The sequence below is a fragment of the Caenimonas sedimenti genome (genome assembly GCF_007833165.1).
Classification (GTDB): domain Bacteria; phylum Pseudomonadota; class Gammaproteobacteria; order Burkholderiales; family Burkholderiaceae_C; genus Ramlibacter; species Ramlibacter sedimenti.
The window spans coordinates 156,238-181,681 of the sequence record NZ_VOBQ01000005.1 but is presented as its reverse complement, the minus strand read 5'-3'; the positions used below and the strand labels follow the sequence as shown (position 1 = coordinate 181,681).

Here is a 25,444-nt window from a genome sequence, read left to right as displayed (position 1 = left end):
CGGGCTTTTTCGAGGCACGCGTGGCGTCAGCCGCCGCGGCGCATCATGTCGAAGAATTCGACGTTGGACTTGGTGGCCTTCATGGACTTCAGCACCATCTCCATGGCCTCGATCTCGTCCATGTTGTACATGAACTGGCGCAGGATGCGGGTCTTCTGCAGGATCTCGGGGGCCAGCAGCAATTCCTCGCGGCGGGTGCCGCTGCGATTGAGCTGGATCGAGGGGAACACGCGCTTCTCGTAGAGGCGGCGGTCCAGGTGCAGTTCGCAATTGCCGGTGCCCTTGAACTCCTCGAAGATCACTTCGTCCATCCGGCTGCCGGTTTCGACCAGCGCGGTGGCGATGATGGTGAGGGAGCCGCCTTCTTCCACGTTGCGGGCCGCGCCCAGGAAGCGCTTGGGACGCTGCAGCGCGTTGGAGTCGACGCCGCCCGTCAGCACCTTGCCGGAGGAGGGCACGACGTTGTTGTAGGCGCGGGCGAGCCGGGTGATCGAGTCGAGCAGGATCACGACGTCCTTCTTCAGTTCGACCAGCCGCTTGGCGCGTTCGATCACCATCTCGGCCACGTGCACGTGGCGCGCGGCCGGCTCGTCGAAGGTGGAGGCGATGACTTCGGCCTTCACCGAGCGCTGCATGTCGGTCACTTCTTCCGGCCGCTCGTCGACCAGCAGCACCATCATGTAGCTGTCGGGGTAGTTGGCCGCGATGGCGTGCGCCATGTGCTGCATCATCACCGTCTTGCCGCTCTTGGGTGGCGCGACGATCAGGGCGCGCTGGCCCTTGCCGATCGGCGCGATGATGTCGATGACGCGGCCGGTGATGTTCTCTTCGTTCTTGATGCCGTCGCGTTCGAGGCGCATCTGTTCCCGGGGGAACAGCGGCGTCAGGTTCTCGAACATGATCTTGTGCTTGTTGTCCTCCGGCAGGCCGCCGTTGACCTTGTCGAGCTTGGTGAGCGCGAAGTACCGTTCGCCGTCCTTCGGCGTCCTGACTTCCCCTTCGATCATGTCGCCGGTATGCAGGTTGAAGCGCCGCACCTGGCTGGGCGAGATGTAGATGTCGTCGGTGCTGGCCGTGTAGCTGGTGTCGGGGCTGCGCAGGAAGCCGAACCCGTCCGGCAGGATCTCCAGCACGCCATCCGCGAAGACCTGTTCACCGGCGCGGGCGCGCTTCTTGATGATGGCGAACATCAGCTCCTGCTTGCGCATGCGGCCGGTGTTCTCGATCTCGAGCTCGTCGGCTTGCTTCAGGACTTCGGAGACGTGCAACGCCTTGAGTTCGTTCAGATGCATGGAATGACCCCGGGAAGGGTTTCTTGATGTCTTGGGGGAGGGTGGAAGCGGGGCGAGGAGGCCCTGCGAACCGGAACTCGAACTGCCCGCTTGGCTTGGCGGTGCAGTGAACTGGAAAGGAGTATAGAGCAAAACAAAGGGCCCCGAGGGGCCCTTCGCGCGGGCGGTGCCCTACGCCAATTGCTGGTCGATGAAAGCCGTGAGTTGCGCCTTGCTCATCGCGCCCACCTTGGTGGCCGCCAGCTGGCCGTCCTTGAACAGCATCAGCGTGGGGATGCCGCGGATGCCGAACTTGGCGGGGATGTCGCGGTTCTCGTCGACGTTCATCTTCGCGATCTGCAGCTTGTCCTTGTAGGCCTCGGACACTTCGTCGAGGATGGGCGCGATCATCTTGCAGGGGCCGCACCATTCGGCCCAGTAATCGACCAGCACCGGTTTTTGCGCTTGCAGGACATCGGATTCGAAGGAATCGTCGGAGACGTGCTTGATCAGGTCGCTTGCCATGGGGATTCCTCTTCGCGAGAGAGTGTTGTGTGGATGGATGCCCGCTACAGTGAGGCCATTGTGACAGAAACAAAGTCCCCCCGCAGGCTGGGGACGGCCCCACGAATGCTATGGATGCGATAGCGAGTGGCCATCGTTCCATGCGGCCTGCGGGATGATGGCCATGCGCGTGCGGCCGGCCTTCGGGGCTTGCCTGGCCGTCGCCATCTCGACGCTCGGTGGTGCTCGCCGTGTTGCTCGCTTCGCGCCGCGTCGTGCGAGCTGAACTGCGGTCTGCTGCCGTTGAACCTTCAGAACGAGGTGCGGTAATACACCATCGGCTTGCCGTCCTTGCGCTTGATCGAGATCCGCGCGCCGCTCTGCAGCTGCATGCCGATGAATCCGCGGTCGGCCAGCAGCGGGGTTTTCCGCGCCGGGGAGAGCTTCATCTCCACCCGCGCGCCGTAGACAGGCTGCCGCTGCTGGATCAGCGTGTAGGCGTCCGGCTGTTCCGCGTCCACCCGTTTCCAGGCCGTCAGGTCGAACTGTCGGCTGCTCTCGGTGGTGTGCCGGAAATGGAGGCCGAGATCGAGGCTGCGCCGGTTCGCCCCCGTGGCCGATGGTTGCAACCCCGTGGAAGTGGAGAAGCCGTTCATCCCGACCATGGGCCCGACTGCCGTGCCGCCGGCGGGCAACAGCGAGAGGTCGACCCGGGGTGACTGGCCGGCTTCAACATTCTCGAAGCGCGGCAGCGTGAGGGTGTTGAGCTCCAGACGGACCGGCTGTTCGGAGCGCGTCGCTTCAGCCACCATGTCGAGCGGCGCGACGCTGTCCTGCGCCAGCGCGGCAAGAGGAGCGACGCAACAGCCCAGCGCGACGGCCAGGCAGTAGCGGAAAGAACCTGGGCTGGTCTGGGCGAGTTCGGCAGCGGCGGTTTGCATGCTCATCTCCACGATGGTCCATCGATGGAGTGAACTCTAGGTCTGCCTTGTGTAAAGGTTTGTGGGAAGGTGGTTGCGGGCGCTGTCAGCAGACGCGCCGGGGTGAAGCGCGGCAAACACGTACCAGGAAGCCAGGAAGGGAAGGGTTCGTGAAGTCGGTCACGGCCGAAGAGGGGGTTGACGAGCCTTACCCCCGGCACTGGCTCCACAGTTAGGGCTGCTTGGTTCCCCACCTGACCCGGTTGGCCGCTTCACCATGCGGGGAGGCCCGTCAGGCGCGATTGTAGGCGACCGGGAGAGCCACTTCGGCCCGTCCGGTCAACGCAGTTGCAGTTCGTCGCCGCCGAATTCGACACCCAGGGGTTCGATCCGCAGTTTCTTCGCACCGGCTTCGACCACGCCGGCCACCAGGGCCTCGACGCCTTGCGCGCGCGCGACTTCGACGGTGCGCTGTGCGTCGCCCGCCGCCACGAACAGCGCGAAGCCCGCGCCCATGTTGAGGGTGCCGTAAGCCTCCTGGTCGTCCTGTTGCGCGTGCTGCTGGATGAACTTCAGGACCGGCGTGACTGGCGGCACCGCATGGATGCGGTAGCTGAAGGCGCCAGGATGCCGCAGCAGCTTGCGCCAGCCGTGGCCGGTGATGTTGGCGCAGTAGTGGGGGACGATGCCGGCCTTCGCCAGGGCTTCCGTCACCGGCGAATACAGCACGGTGGGCGCCAGCAGGGCGTCGCCGTAGCTCAAGCCCGGTGCCACCTCCGTGCGATAGCCGTCCGGCAGGCGTTCGACCAGCTTGCGTGCCAGCGAGAGGCCATTGGCGTGGATCCCGCTGGACGCCAGCAGCACGATGGCATCGCCCGCCGCCAGCTTGTCGCCCAGCGAGAGCCGGCTCTTCGGGTTGACGATGCCGGTGCAGGACGCCGCCAGGTCGATCCGGCCGCTCTCGACGATGCCGGCCAGCGCCGGCGTCTCGCCGCCGCCCCAGGCCACGCCGCAGGCGTCGCAGGCGCGCTTCCAGCCGGCCACCAGCGCTTGCGCGCGCTGCGCGTCGCCGAACCAGTCGGAGCCGCCCGCCGCCCAGTACGCCTGCACCACCAGCGGGGTCGCGCCCACCGTGATCAGGTCGTTCACCGCCATCGCGATGGTGTCCTGCGCGATGCCGTCGTAGTAGCTGCGGCCCGTGAGTTTCGCCATCTCGTCGGCCACCAGCGTCTTGGAACCCAGGCATTCGACGATGGAAGCCAGGTAGAACGGCCCGACATCGACCACATACGCCGATTCGCCGCGCGAGGCCTCGACCTCGCCGAAGCCATGCGCGCCCAGGTTGGTTGCGGTGGCCTTGGCGGCGCGCTGCGCGGCCACCTTCAGCGGGTCGATCAGGTCATAGTTGACGCCGGCCTGTTCGTAGCTGAGCGTGCCGGTCGCTGGGGAGGAACTCATGGGTGCGGATTATCGCGCCTCGTGAATCGTCACCTGGGGGCCTCGTAGAATCGAGCCAATGAGTTACCTCGTGCTTGCCCGGAAATACCGGCCGCGGACCTTCGCCCAGATGGTCGGGCAGGAGCACGTGGTGCAGGCGCTGTCCAATGCGCTGCAGCAGCAGCGGTTGCACCACGCCTACCTCTTCACGGGCACGCGCGGCGTCGGGAAGACGACCGTGTCGCGCATCCTCGCCAAGTCGCTGAATTGCCAGGGCGCGGACGGGCAGGGCGGCATCACGTCGGAGCCCTGCGGCGTCTGCTCCGCCTGCACGGACATCGACTCGGGCCGCTTCGTGGACTACACCGAGCTGGATGCGGCGTCGAACCGGGGCGTGGACGAAGTGCAGTCGCTCCTGGAGCAGGCCGTGTACAAGCCGGTCCAGGGCCGGTTCAAGGTCTTCATGATCGACGAAGTGCACATGCTCACGGGCCATGCCTTCAACGCGATGCTGAAGACGCTGGAGGAGCCGCCGGAATACCTCAAGTTCGTGCTGGCCACGACCGATCCGCAGAAGGTGCCGGTGACGGTGCTCTCGCGCTGCCTGCAGTTCAACCTGCGGCCGATGGCGCCGGAGACCGTGCAGGAGCATCTCGCCCACGTGCTGGGTGCCGAGAACGTGCCGGCCGACCCACCCGCGCTGCGCCAGCTGGCCCGGGCGGCGCGCGGTTCCATGCGCGATGCACTGTCGCTCACCGACCAGGCGATCGCCTTCGGCGGCGGCCGCATCGAGGACGCCCAGGTGCGACAGATGCTGGGCAGCGTGGACCGCAGCCACGTGTTCCGCCTGATCGATGCGTTGGCGCAGGGCGACGGCAAGACGGTCGTGGAGACGTCGGACGAACTGCGCCTGCACGGGCTGAGCGCGGCCGCGGCGCTGGAGGACATGAGCATGGTGCTGCAGCGCATGGCGGTGCACCAGGCCGTGCCGTCGGAGCCGGACGCGTCGGATGAAGAAGCCGTGACCATCGCCGCCCTGGCCCAGCGCATGCCGGCGGACGAAACGCAGCTGCTTTACAGCATCTGCCTGCATGGCCGGGCCGAACTGGGCTTGGCGCCCGACGAGTACGCCGGGCTCACGATGGTGTTGCTGCGCTTGCTGGCGTTCAAGCCGGCTGCCGGCGTTTCGCAGGAAAAAAAAACTCTGATTGAGCCGCACCGGCCAGTGGCGGCTCCGGTACGCCCGCCTGCCGCAGCGGTGATGGCGAAGCCGGCCAGCGCGCCACCGGGGCGCGTCCTGCCCGTGGTCGAGCCCCGGCAGGCGCCGCCCAGGCCCATGACCGCCCAGCCGACGCGCCCCGGCGGAAGCGACGTGGTCGGTGTGCCCGTGCGCGTGCAGCCGGAGCCGCTGCGCGAAGCCGCGCCGGCCGCGGCGGCGCCCGTGGTCGCCACCGAAGATGGCGACTTCTGGCAAGCCACGGTGCAGGACCTCGTGGCGCGCGAAGCCGTGACTGCGCTGGTGCGGGAACTCGCATTACAGGCCCAGCTGGTCGCGCGCGACGTCGGCCACTGGATGTTGCGGGTGGAGCGCGAATCGCTGAACCAGCCGGCCAGCCGCGAGCGCCTGCGCGCGGCGTTGCACGCGGCCGGACACGTGGTCGACCTGTCGGTGGAAGTGGGCCCCATCCAGGACAGCCCGGCGCGCCGGCAGGCCCAGGTCGCGCGCGAAAAACAGGCCGCGGCCGAGCAGATCATCCTGAACGATCCGTTCGTTCAGCAGATGGTGCGTGACTTTGGCGCGAAAATCGTGCCTGGCAGCATCAAACCCGTCGAGAAACACTAGGAAACCGCATCATGTTCAACAAGGGACAGCTGGCCGGCCTGATGAAACAGGCCCAGGCCATGCAGGACAACATCAAGAAGGCCCAGGACGAGCTCGCGCTGATGGAAGTCAGCGCCGAGTCCGGCGCCGGTCTGGTCAAGGTCACGATGACCTGCACCCACGACGTCAAGCGCGTGACCATCGACCCCAGCCTGCTGGGCGAGGACAAGGACATGCTCGAGGACCTCGTGGCGGCCGCGTTCAACGCCGCCGTGCGCAAGGCCGAGGACACCAAGAACGAGAAGATGGGCAAGCTCACCGCCGGCATGCCGGGGCTGCCGGGCGGGATGAAGCTTCCGTTCTGACCGGGCTTTGGCAGAACCGTCGCTCCAGGCGCTCACCGAAGCGCTGCGCCGCCTCCCCGGGGTCGGGCAGAAGTCGGCTTCACGCATGGCATTCCACCTGCTGCAGCACGATCGCGAGGGCGCGCGCTTGCTGGCGCGCGCGCTCGAACAGGCGGCCACCCAAGTGCGGCACTGCAGCCTGTGCCACACCTTCACCGAGGACGAGGTCTGCGCCACCTGCCGCAGCCCGCAGCGGGACCGCGCCAAGCTGTGCGTGGTGGAGACGCCGGCCGACCAGGCGGCGGTGGAGCGGACGCAGGCCTTCAACGGCCTCTACTTCGTCTTGATGGGCAAGCTGAGCCCGCTGGACGGCATCGGCCCCAAGGACATCGGCCTGGCCAAGCTGTTCGACCGGGCCACCGCGGGCGAGTTGCAGGAGGTGATCCTGGCGACCAACTTCACGGCCGAAGGCGAGGCCACCGCCCACGTGATCGGCGAGGCGCTGAAGCAGCGCGGCCTGAAAGTGTCCCGGCTGGCGCGCGGCGTGCCGGCCGGCAGTGAACTCGAATATGTGGATCTGGGGACCATCGCGCATGCGCTGGTGGACAGGAGGATGAAATGACGATGGAGATGGCGCGCTTCACGGTCGCGCACTGGTGCGTGTTGCTGGCGGCGCTGCTGCCCTTCGGCTGCGCGGCGCTGGCCAAGTGGCCAGGGGTCGGCAAGCGGCGCAGCGAAGGCGGTTTCGACAACGCCGAGCCCCGCGCCTGGCTGGCGCGCCAGCAGGGCTGGCAGGCGCGCGCCAACGCCGCGCAGGCGAACAGTTTCGAGGCGTTGCCGTTCTTCATCGGGGCGGTGGTCATCGCGCACCAGCTCGGCGCGCACCGGACCATCGTGGACATCCTGGCGGTCGTCTTCATCACGCTGCGCATCATCTACGTGGCGATGTACGTGGCGGACATGCCGCGCACGCGCAGTGCCATCTGGTTCCTTGCCCTGCTGGTCAACGTGGCCATTCTCTTCAGCGGCTGGCGCTAAAGACTTCACTTGAAAAAGTCGCTGCGCGACTATTTCAAGTGGTTTGATCAGTGTGGGAAGGCCCGGCAAAGCCGGATCCTTCCCACAGGAGGAACCGCGCTGCATGCTATTCCGCGCGGTTCTCGCCGGGCGGGCAGGTTGCAAATGACGGCTTCGAAGACTGCGCGGAGCATCGCGCAGCGCAGTCTCCTTTGTGGTCAGGATCCGGCTTTGCCGGGCCTGACCACACCGATCAGATCACCGGAAAATTGCGTAAGCAATTTCCCGGTGCACGGTTACGTGGAAACCCGCACGGGATGGTCCTGATGCGGTGCGGCAAGCCTCTGACTACCCTCGTTCCAATCCAGAAGAACAGACAGAGAGAGGTCCGCCCATGTCACGCATCCTCTTCACCCGGCGAAGTTTCTCGGCGCTGGCGGCGGCCTGCGTCGCGGCGCCTGCACTGCGGGCCCAGCCCAAGGTCGAGAAGGCCAAAGTCTCGATCGCCGTCGGCGGCAAGGCCGCGTTCTACTACCTGCCGCTCACCATCTCGGAGCAGTTGGGCTACTTCAAGGCCGAAGGGCTGGACGTCGAGATCTCCGACTTCGCCGGCGGCTCGCGCGCGCTGCAGGCCGTCGTCGGCGGCTCGGCCGACATCGTGAGCGGTGCCTACGAGCACACGATCAACCTGCAAAGCAAGAACCAGATGTTCCAGGCGTTCGTGCTGCAGGGCCGCGCCCCGCAGATCGCCATGGGCGTCTCCACCAAGGCGATGCCGGGCTACAAGTCGGTCCCCGAGCTGCGCGGCAAGAAGATCGGCGTCTCCGCGCCCGGCTCCTCCACCAACATGGTCGCCAACCTCGTGCTGTCGCGCGCCGGGGTGAAGGCCAGCGAGGTCAGCTACATCGGCGTCGGCACCTCGGCGGGCGCGCTGGCCGCGCTGCGCTCGGGCCAGATCGATGCGATGAGCAACACCGATCCGGTGATGACGATGCTGGAGCAGAAGGGCGAGGTCCGCATCATCAGCGACACCCGGACGCTGAAGGGCACGAACGACGTGTTCGGCGGACCGATGCCCGCGGCCTGCCTGTATGCCCCGCTGGAATTCGTGCAGAAGCATCCGAACACCTGCCAGGCGCTCACCAACGCCATCGTCCACGGCCTCAAGTGGCTCCAGACGGCCGGGCCCAGCGACATCATCAAGACCGTCCCCGAAACCTACCTGCTCGGTGACCGCGCGCTGTACCTGGCGTCGTTCAACAAGGTCCGTGAGGCCATCGCGCTGGACGGCCTGCTGCCCGAAGAGGGTGCCAGGACGGCGTTGAAGGCGCTCGCCAGCTTCGAACCCAGCGTCAAGCCCGACAAGATCGACCTGGGCAAGACCTACACCAACGAGTTCGCCCGCCGCGCCAAGGACCGCTTCAAAGCGTGAGCGACGGCACGCCGTCCGCCGCTGCGCTCGAGTTCGACCGCATCACGGTTGCGTTCCGGTCGCGCGATGCCGAGGGGCAGCGGTACACCGCGGTGGCGGACACCACGCTACGCGTCGAGGCCGGCGAGTTCGTCTCCGTGGTGGGGCCCACCGGTTGCGGCAAATCCACCTTGCTGAACGTCGCCGCGGGCCTGCTGGAACCCTCCGCCGGCCAAGTGCGGGTGTTCGGCGAACCGCTCGCAGGCATCAACAGGCGCGCCGGCTACATGTTCCAGACCGATGCGCTGATGCCATGGCGCAGCGCGCTCGACAACGTGATGGTGGGCCTGCAGTACCGTGGCGTGCCGGACGCCGGCGCGCGGGCGCAGGCCCAGGCGTGGCTGTCGCGTGTGGGCCTTGGGGAGTTCGGCGACCGCTACCCGCACCAGCTCTCCGGCGGCATGCGCAAGCGCACGGCGCTGGCACAGACGCTGGTGCTGGACCCCGACATCATCCTGATGGACGAGCCCTTCAGCGCGCTCGACATCCAGACCCGGCAGCTGATGGAGAACGAGGTGCTGGAGATCTGGGCCGCGCGGAAAAAGGCGGTGCTGTTCATCACGCATGACCTGGACGAGGCCATCGCGATGAGCGACCGCGTGGTGGTGCTTTCGGCCGGGCCGGCCACCCGGCCCATCGGTGAATTCGTGGTGGACCTTCCGCGGCCGCGTGATGTCGCCGAGGTGCGCAGCCAGCCGCGCTTCATCGAACTGCACAGCCGGATCTGGGCGGTGCTGCGCGATGAGGTGCTCAAGGGCTATGCCCAGCAGCTGAAGAAAGCGGCATGACGATCCTCGCCGCCCTCAAGCCATCCGAAAGGAACCTGCGCGCCTGGCAGATTGGCGTGCTGCTGGTCGTGCTGGTGGGTTGGCATGTCGCCTCCCGCAACGAACAGACCGCCTTTTTCCTGGGGGAGCCGATCAAGGTGGCGGGGCGCATCTGGTCCTGGTTCCTGCCGTTCGGGCTCGAGGCGAACGCACTCTTTCCCGAGGGGCTGCCGGGGCGCGCCGACATCTACCGCCACCTGGGCGTGACGCTGCTGGAGACCGTGCTGGCGTTCGGCATCGGCACGGTGCTGGGCCTGGTCTGCGGGCTCTGGCTGGCCCTCGCGCCGACGGCGTCGGCCATCCTCGACCCTTACATCAAGGCGATGAATTCGATGCCGCGGGTGATCCTCGCGCCGATCTTCGCCATGTGGTTCGGCCTCGGCATCTGGAGCAAGGTCGCGCTGGCCGTCACGCTGGTGTTCTTCATCGTGTTCTTCAACGTCTACCAGGGCGTGCGCGAGGTGAGCCCCGCGGTGCTCGCCAACGCACGCATGCTGGGCGCGAACCAGAAGCAATTGCTGCGCACCGTCTACCTGCCGAGCGCCACCAGCTGGGTGTTCTCCAGCCTGCACACGTCGGTGGGCCTGGCCTTCGTCGGCGCGGTGGTGGGGGAATACCTGGGTTCGGCGCGCGGCGTCGGCTACCTGATCCTGCAGGCCGAAGGCACCTTCGACGTCAATACGGTATTCGCCGGCATCGTCGTCCTCACCGCGTTTGCGTTGGTTCTAGACGGCGTGGTCGGCCGCATCGAGCGCCACTTGATGAAGTGGCAGCCAAGACAGGGCGAAACGGAAAAACTATAGAAGGACGAGGCGCCATAGGCGCCTCGTTATCCTCCGTTTAGCTACGGCGCCGATCGTCCGGATAATTGTCCCGGCTGTTCCGGATCCCGTCGCCGTCACGGTCCCGGTCATCCTGGTTGCGGATGCCGTCGCGGTCCAGGTCACCGTAGGGGCCGAAGCGGCGGTTGTTGTCGTAGCGGTTCGGCACGCCGTCGCCGTCGCGGTCGCGGTCGTAGCGGTTGGCGATGCCGTCGCGGTCACGGTCGCCATTCGGGCCACGGCGTTCCCAGTTGCCGCCCACCAGCATCCACTCGCCGTTGCCGCGCTGCACCCAGCGATGCTCCTGGTAGTCGTAGCCGTTGCGGGCGGTCACCCAGTGGCCGGGCACCCACACGTAGTTGCCGTTGCGCCATTCATGGTGGCCGGCGGCCCAGACGTAGCCGGCGCGCGGCGCGGGCACGACCTCGTACTGCGGCGCGGGCGGTGCGATGGAAACCACGAACTGCGCCTGGGCGGCAGCACCGAAGCCCATCAGGGAGGCGGCCAGGACGGCGCCGAGGACGGTCTTGCTATGCATGTGAAACTCCTGTTGGAAGCAATGCACCCACTTTGAACCTAAGTCCGCGCTTCCAGCATCGGACCGGGGCCGTTGTGGTCGTGGGAGTCGTCCTGCGCGAAGGCAGCGTGGTTACAGGCAGACGCGCGGGCGATACACAGCTCGCCCGAAAACTGGCTCAGCGGCGCTTGGTGGCCTGCACCGGGGCCTTGCGGACGGGCGCCTTGGCCGCCGGCTTGCCGCGCAGGGGCTGCCTGGCGATGGCCCGCACAGGCGCGCGGGCCGCGGCACGAACAGGCAGATGCAGCACCACCTGCTGGCCCAGCTTGAAGACGGACGCCGCGCCGACGCTGTTCCACTCCGCGACCTGGTCCGCGCTCACCTTGTAGCGCCGCGCAATGCTCGCCACGGACTCGTTCCGGCCGGCTTTCACGACGGTGCGCCGCAGCGTGACCTCCGGGGCCAGGCTCAGCTGGCCATGGTCGGCCATGTGGCTGGTCACGTCGTTTTGCGTCGGGCTCTTGCGCGGGACGATCAGCACCGACCCCGACTTGATCAGCATCCGCGGCGGAATGGTGTTCGCCGTGCGCAAGTCCGCCTCGGTCATGCCGACGCGGCGCGCGGCCTCCGCCACGCTCATGGTGGCCGGCGCGCTCCAGGCCGTCCAGCTGGCGAACTTGCCCTCGCTGTAGGCCTCGAAGTTGCGTTTGAAGACCGTGGCGTTGTCCCAAGGCAGCAGGATCTGCGGCGTCCCGGCGGCGAGGATGACAGGGCGGTTCAGCGAAGGATTGAGGGCCTTGAAGTCGTCGAGCTCGACGTCGGCCAGGCGCGCGGCCAGGGCGACGTCCATGTCGCGCGTGAGCGTGACGCTCTGGAAGTAGGGATGGTTCTCGATCAGCGGCAATTCAGTGCGGAACTGCTCCGGCTTCGCGACGATGTTCTTCACGGCCTGCAGCTTCGGCACGTAATTGCGCGTCTCGTTGGGCATGTTCAGGTCGGTGTAGGCGGTGGCGAAGCCCTTGGCCTGGTTGACCTTGATCGCCCGCCCGACGCTGCCTTCGCCCCAGTTGTAGGCGGCCAGCGCGAGGTGCCAGTCGCCGAACATACCGTGCAGCTTCTGCAGGTAATCGAGCGCCGCGCGGGTGGATGCCAGCACGTCGCGCCGGTCGTCGCGGAAGACGTTCTGCTTCAGGTCGAAGTCCTTGCCGGTGGCCGGCATGAACTGCCACATGCCGGCGGCGCGCGCGCTCGAGACGGCCTGCGGGTTGAACGCGCTTTCGATGAAGGGCAGCAGGGCCAGCTCGGTGGGCATGTTGCGGCGCTCGAGTTCCTCGACGATGTGGAAGAGGTACTTGCGCGAGCGGTCCGTCATGCGCTGGATGTAGTCCGGCCGGGTGGAGTACCACTGCTCCTGCTGGCGGACCAGGTCGGTCTGCAGGTTGGGCATGGCAAAGCCGCGGCGGATGCGTTCCCACAGGTCCGCGGGGGGCAGCAGGTGCGCCACCGCCTGCGAGCTGAGCTGACCGGAGCTGAGGTCGCTGAGAGGCCCGCTCGGGATCACCGGCGCCGGCGGTGCCGGCGTCACGGCGGCCACCGCGGGTTTGTCTTCCGCGGAGGTGGCCGGCGCTGCGGGGGCATCGGCCACCTGCGGCATCATCGTGGCGCAACCCGCGAGGAGCATGGCCAATGCCAGCGCGAGGGAAAGGCCGAGGCGGGGATACAGCTTCTTCATGGGGTCTCGTTCTTCTTCCATTGGCGGATCCCTCGCGAGGAGCCTGGGGCCGCAGAGCCCCGCATTGTTGCCGGGAATGGATCAGCCCGGCACCGCCGGGTTCCGTCCGCGTGCCAAATTCCTGGGTTTCGAGGCGGTTTCAGGGATCGCGTGACTAGAATCGCGTCGGTGAGCAGGGGGCTCTTGCCGTCGTGCCGCAGCCACAAGCCGTTGTGGTGGTGGGTGGGCAGCGGGATCAAACACATGAGCGACCGGATTATAGGAATGCAGCAGTGGTTCGAAACCCCGCCCGGCCGGTATCTGCTGGCCTGGGAGCAGGCGGAGTTCGACCGCGCGGTCAGCGACATCTTCGGCTACCACGCGCTGCAGCTCGGCTTGCCCGAACTCGATACGCTGCAGGCCAACCGGATGCCGCACAAGTGGCTGGCCCTCAGCGAGCCGGCACCCGAGGGAACCTCCGTGAAGCCGGCGCTGCTGACCGAGTACGGCGCGCTGCCCTTCGAGGAGAACAGCGTCGACCTGGTGGTCCTGCCGCACTCGCTCGAACTCAATCTCGACCCGCACACCACGCTGCGCGAGGTGGGCCGGGTTCTCGTGCCGGAAGGCAAGGTGGTGATCTGCTGCCTGAACCCGGCCAGCCTGTGGGGCTTGCGGCAGCGCCGGGCCCACCTGTACCGGCGCTTCGGTTTCGGTGAACTGTTCCTGCCCGACGCCGGCGACTTCATCGGTTACCGGCGGCTGCGCGACTGGCTGCGGCTGCTGAGCTTCGAGGTCGAGTCCAGCACGTTCGGCTGCTGGCGGCCCGCGATGTCCAGCGACAAGTGGCTGGATCGCTGCGACTGGATGGACCCGCTGGGGCAACGCTGGTGGCCCATCTTCGGCGCCGTCTACTTCATGGTCGCCGTGAAGCGGGTGCGCGGCGTCCGGATGATCGGGCCCGCCTGGAGGACCTCGAAATCCATCGCGACGGCTCCCGTCCCGCTCGCCAACCGCAACCATCCCGCGCACCGCAGCGGCCCCGATCTCCCCGTATGAACCCAGTTGAAATCTATACCGATGGCGCCTGCAAGGGCAATCCTGGCCCCGGCGGCTGGGGCGTCCTGATGCAATCCGGCGCGACACGCAAGGAGCTCTATGGCGGCGAGGCCAGCACCACCAACAACCGCATGGAGCTGATGGCCGTGATCCAGGCGCTGGAGGCGCTGAAGCGTCCCTGCGCCGTCACCCTCTACCTGGACAGCCAGTACGTGCTGAAGGGCATCACCGAGTGGATGCCGGGCTGGAAAGCCAAGGGCTGGCGCACCGCCAGCAAGCAACCCGTGAAGAACGTGGAACTCTGGAAGCGCCTGGATGATCTGCTCCAGCAGGGCGGTCACGTGGTCGACTGGCGCTGGGTGCGGGGCCACAACGGCGATCCGGGCAACGAGCGGGCCGATGCACTCGCGAACCTGGGTGTCGGCCAGGCGCTGGGCCGTTGAGCTTCCGTTAGCATGCCAATGTAAAGTTGGAGCAAAAGCGGCACTGAACGTGCTTCTCGCCGCCTGCGTGGTGGAAGCTGCATAGGCAGCAAATCACCCTCCTGTTACATTGGGAAACGGGCGGCCAGACCCGTGCGCGCGCCTGCATCAATCATTTTCGACGGACTCAGCATCGCAATGGCTTCGAAGGCAATTTACACCGTGGTCGCCGTGGTCGGCATCGCCGCCGCATCAGGCGTCGCCTGGTGGGTCCAGAACAAGCCGGCAGGACAGGCCGCCCCCGGTGCGGACCGGCCCGCCGCGGGCGCGTCCGCGCCGGGCGGCACCGCCGCCCGCCCTCCGGCCGTCGAAGTCGCGCGCGTGGAGCAGGCGCGGATCACCGATGACGCGCAGACCGTGGGCAGCCTGCGGTCGCGGCAGAACGTCATGCTGCGCCCGGAAGTGAGCGGCCGGGTGACCGAACTCAATTTCCGTGATGGCGAACGGGTGCGCAAGGGCCAGTTGCTGGTGCAGCTGGACGACCAGCTGCCCCGCGCCCAGATCCAGCAAGCCCAGGCCGAACTCTCGATCGCCCGTGCGAACCACAAGCGCAACCAGGAGCTGGTGGCGCAGAACTTCATCGCGCAGCGCGCGGTGGACGAAAGTGCGGCCAACCTGCAGGTCGCGGATGCCAAGCTCGCGCTGGCCCAGGCCACGGCTGCGCGCCTGCGCATCCTGGCGCCGTTCGACGGCGTGGCCGGCATCCGCACGGTGAGCGTCGGCGACTACCTGAAGGATGGCGCGGACATCGTGAACATCGAGGACCTGGAGGCGATCTACGTCGACTTCCGCATGCCCGAGCGCTTCCAGGCCAAGATCCGCCGTGGCCAGCGCGCCGTGGTGAACATCGATTCGCTGCCGGGCCGCCGCTACGTGGCGCAGGTGCAGGCCATCGACCCGCTGGTGGATGCCAATGGGCGCTCCATCGGGATCCGCGGCTGCATCGACAACCGCCAGCTGCAACTGCGCCCCGGCATGTTCGCCCGCATCACCACGGTGTTCGGCGAGCGCGAGAACGCGCTGTTGATCCCCGAGGAGTCGCTGGTGCCGCAGGGTGGCCGGCAGTTCGTCCTGAAGGTCGTCGACGGGCCCGACAAGGACACCCGGATCGCCCGCCGCATCGAGGTGAAGGTCGGGATCCGCCGGCCGGGCAAGGTCGAAGTGCTGGAAGGCTTGCAGGCGGGCGACATGGTGGTCACCGCCGGGCAGCAGCGGGTCCAGCGCGACGGGATGCCGGTGCGCATCGTCGAATTGAACAGGCCGGCCGCGGAGATGCGCGAAGGCGCGGGTGGCGGTGGCGCCGGTGGCGCCGGCGCCGCAGGTGCCGTGCGTCCGGCCAGTGCCCCCGCCGACGGCACGCGTCCCATGGCGCCCGCTTCGGCGCCGGCGCCCGCGATGGCCCAGGCCGCGCCTTCCGCGCCCCGAGGCCCGCAGGGCGCGGGCGGCGGAGCCAGGCCGCAGGCCACCGGCCCCGATCCTTGCGTCGTCGCTGCCGCGGACACGCCACGCCCCCAGCGCGGCGCCCGCCCCGCCGGCGGCTGACCGGAAGAGCGCATGCAACTCGCCGAAATTTCCATCCGCCGCCCGGTCTTCGCGACGGTGCTTTCGTTGCTGATCGTGCTGGTGGGCGCGGTGAGCTTCAACCGGCTCACGGTTCGCGAATATCCCAAGATCGACGAGCCCGTGGTCACGGTGAGCGTGCGCTACCCCGGCGCTTCGGCCGAAGTGATCGAGTCGCAGGTGTCGAAGCCGCTCGAAGACTCCATTGCCGGCATCGACGGCGTCGACGTCATCACCTCCATCAGCCGGGCCGACCAGAGCCAGATCTCGGTGCGTTTCCGGCTCGAGAAGGACGCGGATGCCGCGGCGGCCGAGGTGCGCGACCGCACCTCGCGCGTTCGCAACCGCCTGCCCCAGGCGATCGAAGAGCCGGTGATCGCCAAGGTGGAGGCCGACGCCTTCCCCGTGATCTTCCTGGCATTCTCCAGCGACACCCTGAGCCCCCTGCAGATCAACGACCTCGTGAACCGGATCGCCAAGCCGCGGCTGCAGACGGTGACCGGCGTGGCCGACGTGCGCATCTATGGCGAGCGCAAGTACGCCATGCGCGTCTGGCTCGATTCCGAGAAGCTCGCCGGCTACCGCTTGACTCCGCAGGACGTGGAGGACGCGATCCGCCGCAGCAACCTCGAATTGCCTGGTGGCCGCATCGAGTCGCAGCAGCGCGAATTCAGCGTGACTTCGCAGACCGACCTGGTGCGCCCGGCGCAGTTCGGCGACATCACCATCAAGAGCGTCAACGGCTTCCCGGTGAAAATTCGCGACGTCGCCCGCGTCCAGGAGGCCGCGGCCGACGAGCGCAGCGCCGTGCGGCTGAACGGCCGCCCGGCCATTTCCGCCGGGGTGATCCGCCAGGCCACCGCGAACCCGCTCGACCTGTCGAACGGTGTGCGGGAGATGATCCCCAAGCTGAAACAGGACCTGCCAGCCGACGTCGGCATCGACATCGCCAACGACAACTCGGTGTTCATCGACCGGTCGATCAAGAACGTCTACCGCACCATCATCGAAGCGATCGTGCTGGTGGCGCTGGTGATCTTCGTCTTCCTGCGCACGTTCCGCGCGTCCATCATCCCCATCGTCACGATTCCGGTCAGCCTGGTCGGCACCTTCGCGATGATGGCGCTGGCGGGCTTCTCCATCAACACGCTGACGCTGCTCGCGCTGGTGCTGGCGATCGGGCTGGTGGTGGACGACGCCATCGTGATGCTGGAGAACATCTTCCGGCACATCGAGGAAGGGCTCGACCCGTTCTCCGCGGCGATCAAGGGCGCGCGCGAAATCGGCTTCGCCGTGATCACGATGACGATGACGCTGGTGGCCGTGTATGCGCCGCTGGCGTTCACGCCGGGCCGCACGGGCCGCCTGTTCGTCGAGTTCGCGCTGGCGCTGGCCGGGGCCGTCGTGGTGTCCGGCATCGTCGCGCTGACGCTCACGCCGATGATGTGCTCGCTGCTGCTGCGGCACAACCCGAAGCCGTCGTGGTTCGACCGCACGATGGAGAAGAACCTGGACCGCCTCTCCGACGGTTACGGACGCATGCTGCGCTGGATCGTCACGACCGGCTATCACCCGAAGCCGGGCGAAAAGGGGGCCGGGGTGCTGGCGCGCCGCTTCTTCCTGCAGGCCCGCTGGATCGTCGTCGGCCTCATGCTGCTGAGCGGCATCGGCATCTTCATCGTCTATCCCAGCATGCGCTCGGAGCTGTCGCCGCTGGAAGACCGGGGCGTGCTGTCGGCGACCATCACCGCGCCGGACGGTGCGACGCTCGAATACACGAATCGGTATGCCATGGAGCTGGAGCGCCTGGGCACGCAATACAAGGAGTTCGACCGCATCTTCGGCAACGTGGGCAATCCCTCGGTGTCGCAGGGCAACGTCACCTACCGCACCGTCGACTGGGACGAGCGCAAGCGCTCGACCATCGACCTCGCGCGTGAACTGGGTCCCAAATTCTCCGCCCTGGCCGGCGTGAACGCCATCCCCGTGACGCCACCGTCGCTGGGCCAGGGCTTCCGGGAGCGGCCGGTCAACTTCGTGATCCAGACCTCCGACAGCTACCAGAACCTGAGCCGCGTGGCCCGCGAGATCATGGACGAGATGGCGAAGCAGCCGGGCATCCTGCAGCCTGACGTCGACCTGCGCCTGAACAAGCCGGAGTTGCGCATCGACATCGATCGCGAGAAGGCCGCCGACCTGGGCGTGCCGGTCGACGTGGTGGCGCGCGCCATCGAAACCATGCTGGGCGGACGCAACGTGACGCGCTACAAGCGCGACGCCGAGCAGTACGACGTGATCGTGCAGGTGCAGTCCGCCGGCCGCACGACACCGGAGAACATCGACGCCATCTACGTGCGCGGCCGCAACGACACCGTGATCCCGCTCTCCGCGCTGGTCAAGACGCGCGAGAGCGTGAGCCCGCGGGAGCTGAACCACTTCGGCCAGCGGCGCTCGGCGACGATCACCGCCAACCTGTCGCCCGAATATTCGCTGGGTGAAGCCTTGAAGTTCATGGACGCGACCGCGGCCAAGGTGCTCAAGACCGGTTACAGCACGGACCTGAACGGCACCTCGCGCGAATTCCGCAACTCGCAGGGCGCGCTCGCCATCGTCTTCCTGCTGGCGCTGGTCTTCATCCTGCTGGTGCTGGCCGCGCAATTCGAGAGCTTCGTCGATCCGCTGGTCATCATGCTGGCCGTGCCGCTGTCGATGATCGGCGCGCTGCTGGCGCTGAAATGGTCGGGCGGTTCACTCAACGTGTACTCGCAGATCGGCCTGATCACGCTGGTCGGCCTGATCACCAAGCACGGCATCCTGATCGTGGAGTTCAGCAACCAGCTGCGCGAACACGGCATGGAAACCATCGACGCGCTGATCAAGGCGAGCACGCAGCGCCTGCGGCCGATCCTGATGACCACCGGCGCCATGGTGCTGGGCGCCTTGCCGCTGGCGATCGCCACCGGGGCCGGCGCCGAAAGCCGCCAACAGATCGGCTGGGTGATCGTGGGCGGCATGTCGCTCGGCACGCTGCTCACCGTGTTCGTGGTGCCGACGATGTATTCGATCTTCGCGCGGGCCAAGGTGCCGGGCGCCAAGACGGCGGTGGTGGTGGAGACGCCGGCACATCCGCACGACGACCTCGTCGCCAAATGAGCGGGGCGCCTTAAAGCGCGCCCTCGAACATCATCACGTCCACCTCGTCGCCGGCCGCAACGTTGCCCTGCTCGTGATGCAGAACGATGAGCCCGTTGGCCTGCACCATTGAACTGAGGACACCCGAACCCTGGTTGCCTGTGATGCGCACCTGGAGCGCGCCATCCGGGCCGGTCGAAACGACGCCGCGCTGATATTCCGTCCGGCCCGGCTTCTTGCGCAGCGCCTCGGCGCTGCGTGCCCTCAACAGCGGTGGCTGCGTGACCGTCGCACCCATCATCCGCAACAGGGCAGGGCGCACGAAAGCGAGGAAGGTCACCATCACGGCCACCGGGTTGCCCGGCAACCCGAACAGGACTGCGGAGCCGATGCGGCCCACCGCCATCGGGCGGCCGGGGCGCATGGCGATCTTCCAGAAGGCGACGTCGCCCAGCTGCTTCATCATGGCCTTGGTGAAGTCGGCTTCGCCGACGCTCACGCCGCCGCTGGTGATGATGGCATCGGCGCGGGCGGCGGCCTCCCGGAAGGCCGCCTCGAGCAGTGCCGGCTCATCACGCACCACGCCGAAGTCGATGACCTCGCAGCCGAGCCGCGCCAGCATGCCATGGACCGTGTAGCGGTTGCTGTCGTACACGGCGCCTTCGCGCGGTGCCTCGCCCAGGCTCAGGATCTCGTCGCCGGTGGAGAAGTACGCCACCCTCGGGCGCGGCGTGACCGGCACCTGCGCGATCCCCAGGCTCGCGATCAGCCCGCACGCCGCGGGACCCAGCCGCTCGCCGGCACGCAGGGCGGGCCGGCCCTGCATCACATCTTCACCCTTCAGCCGGCGGTTGTCGCCGGGCTGCAGCAGCTTCGCCGGGATCTGGACGCGGCCGTCCCCCGTGAGCCTGGTGAACTCCTGCGGCACCACCGTGTCCAGCCCCATGGGCATGATCGCGCCCGTCATGATCTTCACGCACTGTCCGGCGCCGGCCTGCCCCGCCCAGGCCTTGCCGGCCAGGGCGGTGCCCGCCACTTCGAGTTCGAGGGCGGTTCCACCGGCCAGCAGCGCGCCGTCGAAAGCGTACCCATCCATTGCGGAGTTGTCGTGCGGCGGCACCGAGACCGGAGAGATGACATCCGCAGCCAGTACCCGGCCCAGCGCGTCGATGACGGCCACGCTTTGGGTTTCGCGCAAGGGGTCGACCAGGTGCGCCAGGAAGTCGCCAACGCCGGCCGCGCTCAGCGCCTGGGGGTCGTAGCCCTGCAGGTGCGCCGCGATCTCGTCCAGCGACTTCGTCACGGCCGCTCGAGCTGGTGCAGTTCGGCCAAGGTGTTTGCGTTGGCGAAGGCACGTGCGTCCCCGGGGCGGTCGAACGGCACCACGACGGTCTTGTGCGTCGCGGTCCAGGCGTCGATCTTGCGGCCGCCCGCGTGGGTGAACTGCACCACGCTCTCCATCAATTCATGCCGCAACAGGCAGAACACCGGCTGCGTGCGGATGGCACCGTCGGCCTCGGCTGCCGCCGCCATCGCGATCTCGGCATCCTCGCGCTCGAGCGCTTCCGCCAGCCGCTCCACCAGGTCGGCTGGGAACAGCGGGGTGTCGCAGGGAACGGTGACCAGGAACTGCGTCTCGCAGCGCTCCAGCCCCGTCAGGAAGCCGGCGAGCGGGCCGGGGTAATCGGAGAGTCCATCGGGCCAGACCGGCACGCCGAAGGCCTCGTAGGCCGACAGGTTGCGGTTGGCGTTGATCATCACCTCGCCCACCTGCGGGCCCAGCCGCATCAGCGTGTGCAGGGCCAGGGGCATGCCGTTGAAATTCTGCAGGCCCTTGTCGACGCCGCCCATGCGGCTGCCGCGGCCGCCGGCGAGGATGACCCCGGTGATGTCGTCGCGGGAAATCATCCGCCGATGTAGCTCATCTCGACGCGGCGCTGGCCCGTGCCGGCGTCGGCGGGGAGGGTGCCGCGCAGTTCGGAATAGCGGTCGGCCCGGCCTTGCCAGATGTGGCCGATGGCCGACGCCAGCTCGTCGTCGCCGGCGCCACCGCGCACCAGGGCGCGCAGGTCGTAGCCGTTGCTCGCGAACAGGCAGAGATAGAACTTGCCCTCGGTGGACAGGCGGGCCCGGTTGCAGTCGCCGCAGAAGGCCTGCGTGACGCTGCTGATCAGGCCGACCTCGCCGGAACCGTCGGCATAGGCCCAGCGCTCGGCGGTTTCGCCGGGGGCGGCGGCATCCAGCGCGACCAGCGGCAGCTCCGCGGAGATGCGTTGCCGGACTTCGGCGGAAGGCAGGACTTCATCCATTCGCCAGCCGTTGGTCGCGCCGACATCCATGTATTCGATGAAGCGCAGCACCACGCCCGTGCCCTTGAAGCGGCGCGCCATCGGCAGGATCTCGTGGTCGTTCGTGCCGCGCTTCACGACCATGTTGACCTTGACCGGCCCCAGCCCGGCTGCGCGCGCGGCATCGATGCCTTCCAGCACCTGGCCTACCGGGAAGTCCACATCGTTCATGCGCCGGAACACCGCATCGTCCAGGCCGTCGAGGCTGACGGTCACGCGTTGCAACCCGGCCTCCTTCAGCGCCTTGGCCTTGCGCGCCAGCAGGGAGCCGTTGGTGGTCAGCGTCAGTTCGGGTGGCTCACCATCGGCGGTGCGCAGCGCGGCCAGTTGCGCAACCAGGATTTCCAGGTTCTTGCGCAGCAACGGCTCGCCGCCGGTCAGGCGGATCTTGCGCACGCCATGGGCCAGGAACTGGCGGGCGATGCGGGTGATCTCCTCGAAGCTCAGCAGCGAGGCGTGCGGCAGGTACTGGTAGTCCTTGTCGAACACTTCCTTGGGCATGCAGTAGCTGCAGCGGAAGTTGCAGCGGTCGGTGACGCTGATGCGCAGGTCACGCAGCGGCCGCCCCAGCGTGTCCGCCAGCAAGCCGGTGGCCGCGATCGGCCGCGCGGGCACGCTGGCCGCCAGCGCCGCGAGGCGCTGGTCGACGAGGGGGATCACGCGTTCGGCCATGCCGATATTGTGGACCAGTGAGCTATTGCGCGAAATGTCCGAGGTCAATGACCGCGAAGTGAACAACTAGACGCAACGCGCGCCGTCGACTTCGATGCATACCCCCGAGATGAACGCGGCTTCATCGCTGGCCAGGTAAAGCGCCGCATTGGCGACGTCCAGCGCCGTGGAGAAGCGCCCCAAGGGGATGCTGGCCAGGAATTTCGCCCGCCGGGCGTCGTCCACCGGCCCGCCCGCGAATTCGGCGGAAAGGCCAGTGTCCGGGTTGAACACGGGGTTGATGCAGTTGACGCGGATGTTCTCCGGCCCGAATTCGGCCGCCAGCGACTTGCTGGTGGTGATGACGGCGCCCTTCGAACCGTTGTACCAGGTGAGCCCCGGGCGGGGCCGGAGGCCCGCCGTGGAGGCGATGTTGATGAATGAGCCGCCCTTGTTGGCGCGGAACGCCGGCACGGCATGGATCGTGGAAAGGTAGATGCTCTTCATGTTGATCGCATAGACCTTGTCGAACTCGTCCTCGCTCACTTCCAGGGCCGGGCGGTTGCGGTGCGTCCAGCCGGCGTTGTTGACCATGACGTCCAGTTTGCCGTGGCGTTGCACGGCGGCTTCGACGAGGGCCTTCACATCGGCGGATTTCGTGACGTCGGCGGCGAAGAAGCTGGCCCGCCCGGCCGCGGCCCGGATCGCGGCCACGACCTTCTCGCCGCGCACGGCATCGATGTCGTTGACGATGACCTGGGCGCCCTCGGCCGCCAAGCGGTGCGCGATGCCTTCACCGATGCCGCCCGCCGAGCCGGTGACGATGATGGATTTGTCCTTGACCCGCATGAGATCTCCGTGTTGGTTAAAGCGTACGCCCGCGTGAAAACTACTCGCGCCTCGAAAGAATCGCCAGGGCCCTGTTACAAGCCCTGGACCCGCGGCTGTCTCTGCCACAAGCTTCGGCTGGTCGCCAATCTTAGAGGCTGGAGTACCACATGCCCATGGCCATCCCGAGACCATTCACCTTCTTGCTGCTGGCTGCCGTGCTGGCGGCCGGTCCGGCGCACGCGCAGGACACCGCGGAATCCAGACAGCTGGCGCCGGGGTTCACCACGCGACCCGCCGCGACCCGGCTGGTCGTCCTGCCGGCCGACATGGAGCTGTTTTCGATCAGCGCTGGCGGCGTGACCGAACCGCGGGCCGACTGGACCGAGGCGGCGCAGAAGCATTTCAGCGATGCCCTGCAAGCGCACAAGGGCCGCCTGGGCGTGCAGGCGCCCGCGCCCACACCGGCGCAGATGGACGAATTCTCGGACGTGCTGGCACTGCATCGCGCGGTGGCGGACGCCGTCTTCATCCACCACACGCAAAGCTCCATGCGGCTGCCGACCAAGCAGCGGCGGCTCGACTGGTCGCTGGGCAGCGAGTCGGTTCAGGCATTGCGGGAGCGGACGGGCGCCGACTACGCGCTCTTCACCTGGATCCGCGACAGCTATGCCAGCCCCGAACGCAAGGCGACGATGGTGGCCATGGCGCTGCTGGGTTCCTTCATGCTCGGCGGCGAACAGGTGGGTTACGCCTCGCTGGTGGACCTGAAGACCGGCCGCGTGGTGTGGTTCAACGAACTCAGCAGGATGTCCGGCGACCTGCGCGAGCCCCAGCCTGCCGCCGAAACCGTGGAGGCCCTGCTGAAGGGTTTCCCCAAGCAGCAATGAACGCAACATCCGACGCTTCCCGCCGCGGCTTCCTGCGCTCCGCATGCCGCCATTGCCTGGGCCTGGGCGCCCTGGCCGGACTGCCCGCGCTCGCGCAGGACCTGAAGAGCGGGGTGCTGCCGCCCCGCTTCGCGCGCCCCGCCAAGGACACCGACGAGGGCGGACTGTGGGGCCTCATGGACCGCGAGGAGACGCGCATCAAGCGCAGCCCGCTGGTGATCCGGGACCAGGCCCTCACGACCTATCTGGCAGACCTGGTCTGCAAGCTCACCGACGGCCATTGCCCCGACATCCGCGTGCACGCGCTGCGCATGCCGCACTTCAACGCCACCATGGCACCCAACGGAATGATGGTGGTCTGGACCGGCCTGCTGCTGCGCGCGGAGAACGAGGCGCAGCTGGCGGCCATCCTCGGCCATGAGCTGGGCCATTACCTGGAACGCCACACCGTCGAACAGTTGCGCGCCGCGAAGGACCGCGCGGTGCTGGCGCAGCTGGCGGGCCTGGTCGGCGGCATCGGCGGCGTGGTCGGCCAGGTCGGCCTCATGGCGAACGCATTCGCTTTCTCGCGCGAACATGAGTCGCGCGCCGACCGGCTCGGCATGCGGCTGATGCAGCAGGCGGGCTATGACGGCCGCCAGGCCGCCCTGGTCTGGGACAACCTGCTGGCGGAGATGAAGGTGACGGGGGGCGCCGATGCCGGCAAGAACAACGACCTGCTGGCGACCCACCCGGCAACCTCGGAACGGCGCGACGAGCTGCTGACGCTGGCTGGCGCGCGGGGCGGGGAGCAGGGCGAGGAGCGCTATCGCAAGACGATGGCGCCGCTGCGCTTCGGCTGGCTGCAGGACGAGATCAAGCGCGGCCAGTACGAGGAAAGCCTGATCCTGTTCGACCGCATGCTGAAGCGCGATGCCGCCGACGCGGAAGTGCTCTACGCCCGGGGTGAGACCTATCGCGTGCGCGATGAATCGGGCGACAGCGCCCGGGCCGTGACCGACCTGCGCGCCGCCTCCGAGGCGAAGGGAGCGCCCGCCGTGGCCTTCCGCTCCCTGGGCCTGGTGCACAAGCAGCGCAACGAGAACGGCGCCGCGCTGCAGGCCTTCCAGCAATACCTGGCGCTCGCGCCGCAGGCGGGCGACGCCGGCCTGGTGCGCAGCTACCTCACCGAGCTCAAGCCATGAAGAAGATCCTTGCACCGCTGCTGCTGGCGGCCGCGTTGTCCGCCTGCACGTCGGTGGCCAAGATCGAGGGCGACCAGGTCGTCAACGAGAAGCTCGCCGTGCACGTGTCCGACGCCTGGAACAAGGTCGACGACCCGTGGGAGGCCGACCCGTACGACACCTGGACGCGTGAAGGCTTGCCGCTGGACCACCTGCGCTTCTGGGGCGGCGTGCGCGAAGGCCAGCCGCTGATGACGAAGCCGATGGTCTTCCTGCGCAACGACGACCAGAAGGAGCGGCGCATCCCGACCTTCCGCGCGGGCCTGCCGCCGGAGAAGCTGGTGAGCCTGTTCGAGGAGCTGTATTCCACCGCCGGCGCCGTCACGGTCACACGCGTGGATCCCGCGACGTTCGCGGGGCAGAAGGCCGTGCGCTTCGAATTCACCGTCACGCGCCGCATCGACGACCTGACGATGCGCGGCGTCGGCTGGGTGACGGTCAAGCGCAGTCCGGTCTATGGCGACGAACTCTATGCCGCCACCTTCGTTGCGCCGAAGCTGTCGTTCTTCGAGCGCATGCTGCCGCTGGCGGAAGCTGTCGTGAGAACCGCGAAGATCAAGACGCCGTCACATCGAATGTAAGAGTTTGCATCTAGAATCCAGCTCAACAATA

General features: G+C 67.7%; 25 protein-coding genes and 1 other RNA gene. 15 read left to right on the top strand and 11 right to left on the bottom strand.

Going from position 1 to position 25,444, the window contains the following annotated elements; all coding sequences use genetic code 11:
* Positions 1 to 26 precede the first annotated feature (26 nt).
* From rho to FN976_RS08230, 5 genes are all read right to left on the bottom strand, one after another.
* The gene (rho, locus tag FN976_RS08250) at positions 27 to 1,292 is read right to left on the bottom strand and encodes a transcription termination factor Rho (protein ID WP_145892525.1); all 1,266 of its coding nucleotides are present in this window, start codon (positions 1,290 to 1,292) and stop codon (positions 27 to 29) included.
* Between the two features lie 171 nt (positions 1,293 to 1,463).
* On the bottom strand, positions 1,464 to 1,796 hold the full coding sequence (trxA, locus tag FN976_RS08245; protein WP_145892524.1) for a thioredoxin TrxA: 333 nt from the start codon (positions 1,794 to 1,796) through the stop codon (positions 1,464 to 1,466).
* A gap of 290 nt (positions 1,797 to 2,086) precedes the next feature.
* Positions 2,087 to 2,716 (bottom strand): hypothetical protein, encoded by a 630-nt coding sequence (locus FN976_RS08240; protein WP_145892523.1) that lies wholly within the window; start codon positions 2,714 to 2,716, stop codon positions 2,087 to 2,089.
* A 176-nt stretch (positions 2,717 to 2,892) separates the two neighbouring features.
* Positions 2,893 to 2,989, bottom strand: an RNA gene (gene ffs, locus FN976_RS08235) — signal recognition particle sRNA small type.
* Between the two features lie 45 nt (positions 2,990 to 3,034).
* Positions 3,035 to 4,153: an AIR synthase related protein gene (locus FN976_RS08230; RefSeq protein ID WP_145892522.1), complete on the bottom strand. Its 1,119-nt coding sequence runs from the start codon at positions 4,151 to 4,153 to the stop codon at positions 3,035 to 3,037.
* A 58-nt stretch (positions 4,154 to 4,211) separates the two neighbouring features.
* Between FN976_RS08230 and dnaX the strand changes: the two genes are divergently transcribed.
* The 8 genes from dnaX to FN976_RS08190 all read left to right on the top strand — a co-directional run bounded on the left by dnaX (position 4,212) and on the right by FN976_RS08190 (position 10,416).
* On the top strand, positions 4,212 to 5,975 hold the full coding sequence (gene dnaX, locus FN976_RS08225) for a DNA polymerase III subunit gamma/tau (RefSeq protein WP_145892521.1): 1,764 nt from the start codon (positions 4,212 to 4,214) through the stop codon (positions 5,973 to 5,975).
* An 11-nt stretch (positions 5,976 to 5,986) separates the two neighbouring features.
* Positions 5,987 to 6,319, top strand: coding sequence for a YbaB/EbfC family nucleoid-associated protein (locus FN976_RS08220; RefSeq protein ID WP_145892520.1), 333 nt, complete (start codon positions 5,987 to 5,989; stop codon positions 6,317 to 6,319).
* A 7-nt stretch (positions 6,320 to 6,326) separates the two neighbouring features.
* Positions 6,327 to 6,920 carry a recombination mediator RecR gene (recR, locus tag FN976_RS08215; RefSeq protein WP_145892519.1) on the top strand — a complete coding sequence of 198 codons (594 nt, stop codon included), beginning with the start codon at positions 6,327 to 6,329 and terminating at the stop codon, positions 6,918 to 6,920.
* A 2-nt stretch (positions 6,921 to 6,922) separates the two neighbouring features.
* A complete protein-coding gene (locus FN976_RS08210) occupies positions 6,923 to 7,336 on the top strand; it encodes an MAPEG family protein (RefSeq protein ID WP_186510791.1) in 414 nt (137 codons plus the stop codon).
* Between the two features lie 9 nt (positions 7,337 to 7,345).
* Entirely contained in the window at positions 7,346 to 7,642 is a 297-nt protein-coding gene (locus FN976_RS08205) for a hypothetical protein (protein WP_145892518.1), read from the top strand.
* 67 nt (positions 7,643 to 7,709) lie between these two features.
* Positions 7,710 to 8,747, top strand: a complete 1,038-nt coding sequence (locus FN976_RS08200; protein WP_145892517.1) for an ABC transporter substrate-binding protein — start codon at positions 7,710 to 7,712, stop codon at positions 8,745 to 8,747.
* Positions 8,744 to 9,574: an ABC transporter ATP-binding protein gene (locus FN976_RS08195; protein ID WP_145892516.1), complete on the top strand. Its 831-nt coding sequence runs from the start codon at positions 8,744 to 8,746 to the stop codon at positions 9,572 to 9,574. The genes FN976_RS08200 and FN976_RS08195 overlap by 4 nt, the downstream gene beginning before the upstream one ends.
* Positions 9,571 to 10,416: an ABC transporter permease gene (locus FN976_RS08190; protein WP_432417855.1), complete on the top strand. Its 846-nt coding sequence runs from the start codon at positions 9,571 to 9,573 to the stop codon at positions 10,414 to 10,416. Before FN976_RS08195 ends, FN976_RS08190 begins: the two co-directional genes overlap by 4 nt.
* A gap of 37 nt (positions 10,417 to 10,453) precedes the next feature.
* On the opposite strand, the gene FN976_RS08185 is transcribed toward FN976_RS08190, so the two are convergent.
* Positions 10,454 to 10,972, bottom strand: coding sequence for a YXWGXW repeat-containing protein (locus tag FN976_RS08185; protein WP_145892515.1), 519 nt, complete (start codon positions 10,970 to 10,972; stop codon positions 10,454 to 10,456).
* 157 nt (positions 10,973 to 11,129) lie between these two features.
* The gene (locus FN976_RS08180) at positions 11,130 to 12,683 is read right to left on the bottom strand and encodes a transglycosylase SLT domain-containing protein (protein ID WP_145892514.1); all 1,554 of its coding nucleotides are present in this window, start codon (positions 12,681 to 12,683) and stop codon (positions 11,130 to 11,132) included.
* Between the two features lie 264 nt (positions 12,684 to 12,947).
* Between FN976_RS08180 and FN976_RS08175 the strand changes: the two genes are divergently transcribed.
* The 4 genes from FN976_RS08175 to FN976_RS08160 all read left to right on the top strand — a co-directional run bounded on the left by FN976_RS08175 (position 12,948) and on the right by FN976_RS08160 (position 18,913).
* Positions 12,948 to 13,718: a class I SAM-dependent methyltransferase gene (locus FN976_RS08175; RefSeq protein ID WP_145892564.1), complete on the top strand. Its 771-nt coding sequence runs from the start codon at positions 12,948 to 12,950 to the stop codon at positions 13,716 to 13,718.
* The gene (gene rnhA, locus FN976_RS08170) at positions 13,715 to 14,161 is read left to right on the top strand and encodes a ribonuclease HI (RefSeq protein WP_145892513.1); all 447 of its coding nucleotides are present in this window, start codon (positions 13,715 to 13,717) and stop codon (positions 14,159 to 14,161) included. Before FN976_RS08175 ends, rnhA begins: the two co-directional genes overlap by 4 nt.
* A 177-nt stretch (positions 14,162 to 14,338) precedes the next feature.
* The gene (locus tag FN976_RS08165; RefSeq protein WP_145892512.1) at positions 14,339 to 15,742 is read left to right on the top strand and encodes an efflux RND transporter periplasmic adaptor subunit; all 1,404 of its coding nucleotides are present in this window, start codon (positions 14,339 to 14,341) and stop codon (positions 15,740 to 15,742) included.
* Positions 15,743 to 15,754: 12 nt separating this feature from the next.
* Positions 15,755 to 18,913: an efflux RND transporter permease subunit gene (locus FN976_RS08160; RefSeq protein ID WP_145892511.1), complete on the top strand. Its 3,159-nt coding sequence runs from the start codon at positions 15,755 to 15,757 to the stop codon at positions 18,911 to 18,913.
* A gap of 10 nt (positions 18,914 to 18,923) precedes the next feature.
* On the opposite strand, the gene moeA is transcribed toward FN976_RS08160, so the two are convergent.
* From moeA to FN976_RS08140, 4 genes are all read right to left on the bottom strand, one after another.
* Positions 18,924 to 20,195: a molybdopterin molybdotransferase MoeA gene (gene moeA / locus FN976_RS08155; protein WP_145892510.1), complete on the bottom strand. Its 1,272-nt coding sequence runs from the start codon at positions 20,193 to 20,195 to the stop codon at positions 18,924 to 18,926.
* The gene (gene mobA, locus FN976_RS08150) at positions 20,192 to 20,800 is read right to left on the bottom strand and encodes a molybdenum cofactor guanylyltransferase MobA (protein ID WP_145892509.1); all 609 of its coding nucleotides are present in this window, start codon (positions 20,798 to 20,800) and stop codon (positions 20,192 to 20,194) included. Before mobA ends, moeA begins: the two co-directional genes overlap by 4 nt.
* Positions 20,797 to 21,912 (bottom strand): GTP 3',8-cyclase MoaA, encoded by a 1,116-nt coding sequence (gene moaA / locus FN976_RS08145; RefSeq protein ID WP_145892508.1) that lies wholly within the window; start codon positions 21,910 to 21,912, stop codon positions 20,797 to 20,799. Before moaA ends, mobA begins: the two co-directional genes overlap by 4 nt.
* A gap of 66 nt (positions 21,913 to 21,978) precedes the next feature.
* Positions 21,979 to 22,740 carry an SDR family oxidoreductase gene (locus tag FN976_RS08140; RefSeq protein ID WP_145892507.1) on the bottom strand — a complete coding sequence of 254 codons (762 nt, stop codon included), beginning with the start codon at positions 22,738 to 22,740 and terminating at the stop codon, positions 21,979 to 21,981.
* A gap of 155 nt (positions 22,741 to 22,895) precedes the next feature.
* Between FN976_RS08140 and FN976_RS08135 the strand changes: the two genes are divergently transcribed.
* The 3 genes from FN976_RS08135 to FN976_RS08125 are packed head-to-tail and all read left to right on the top strand — an operon-like array spanning position 22,896 to position 25,413.
* The gene (locus FN976_RS08135) at positions 22,896 to 23,609 is read left to right on the top strand and encodes a hypothetical protein (protein ID WP_145892506.1); all 714 of its coding nucleotides are present in this window, start codon (positions 22,896 to 22,898) and stop codon (positions 23,607 to 23,609) included.
* Positions 23,606 to 24,793, top strand: coding sequence for a M48 family metalloprotease (locus FN976_RS08130; RefSeq protein WP_145892505.1), 1,188 nt, complete (start codon positions 23,606 to 23,608; stop codon positions 24,791 to 24,793). Before FN976_RS08135 ends, FN976_RS08130 begins: the two co-directional genes overlap by 4 nt.
* Positions 24,790 to 25,413, top strand: coding sequence for a hypothetical protein (locus FN976_RS08125; protein WP_145892504.1), 624 nt, complete (start codon positions 24,790 to 24,792; stop codon positions 25,411 to 25,413). Before FN976_RS08130 ends, FN976_RS08125 begins: the two co-directional genes overlap by 4 nt.
* Positions 25,414 to 25,444: the final 31 nt, after the last annotated feature.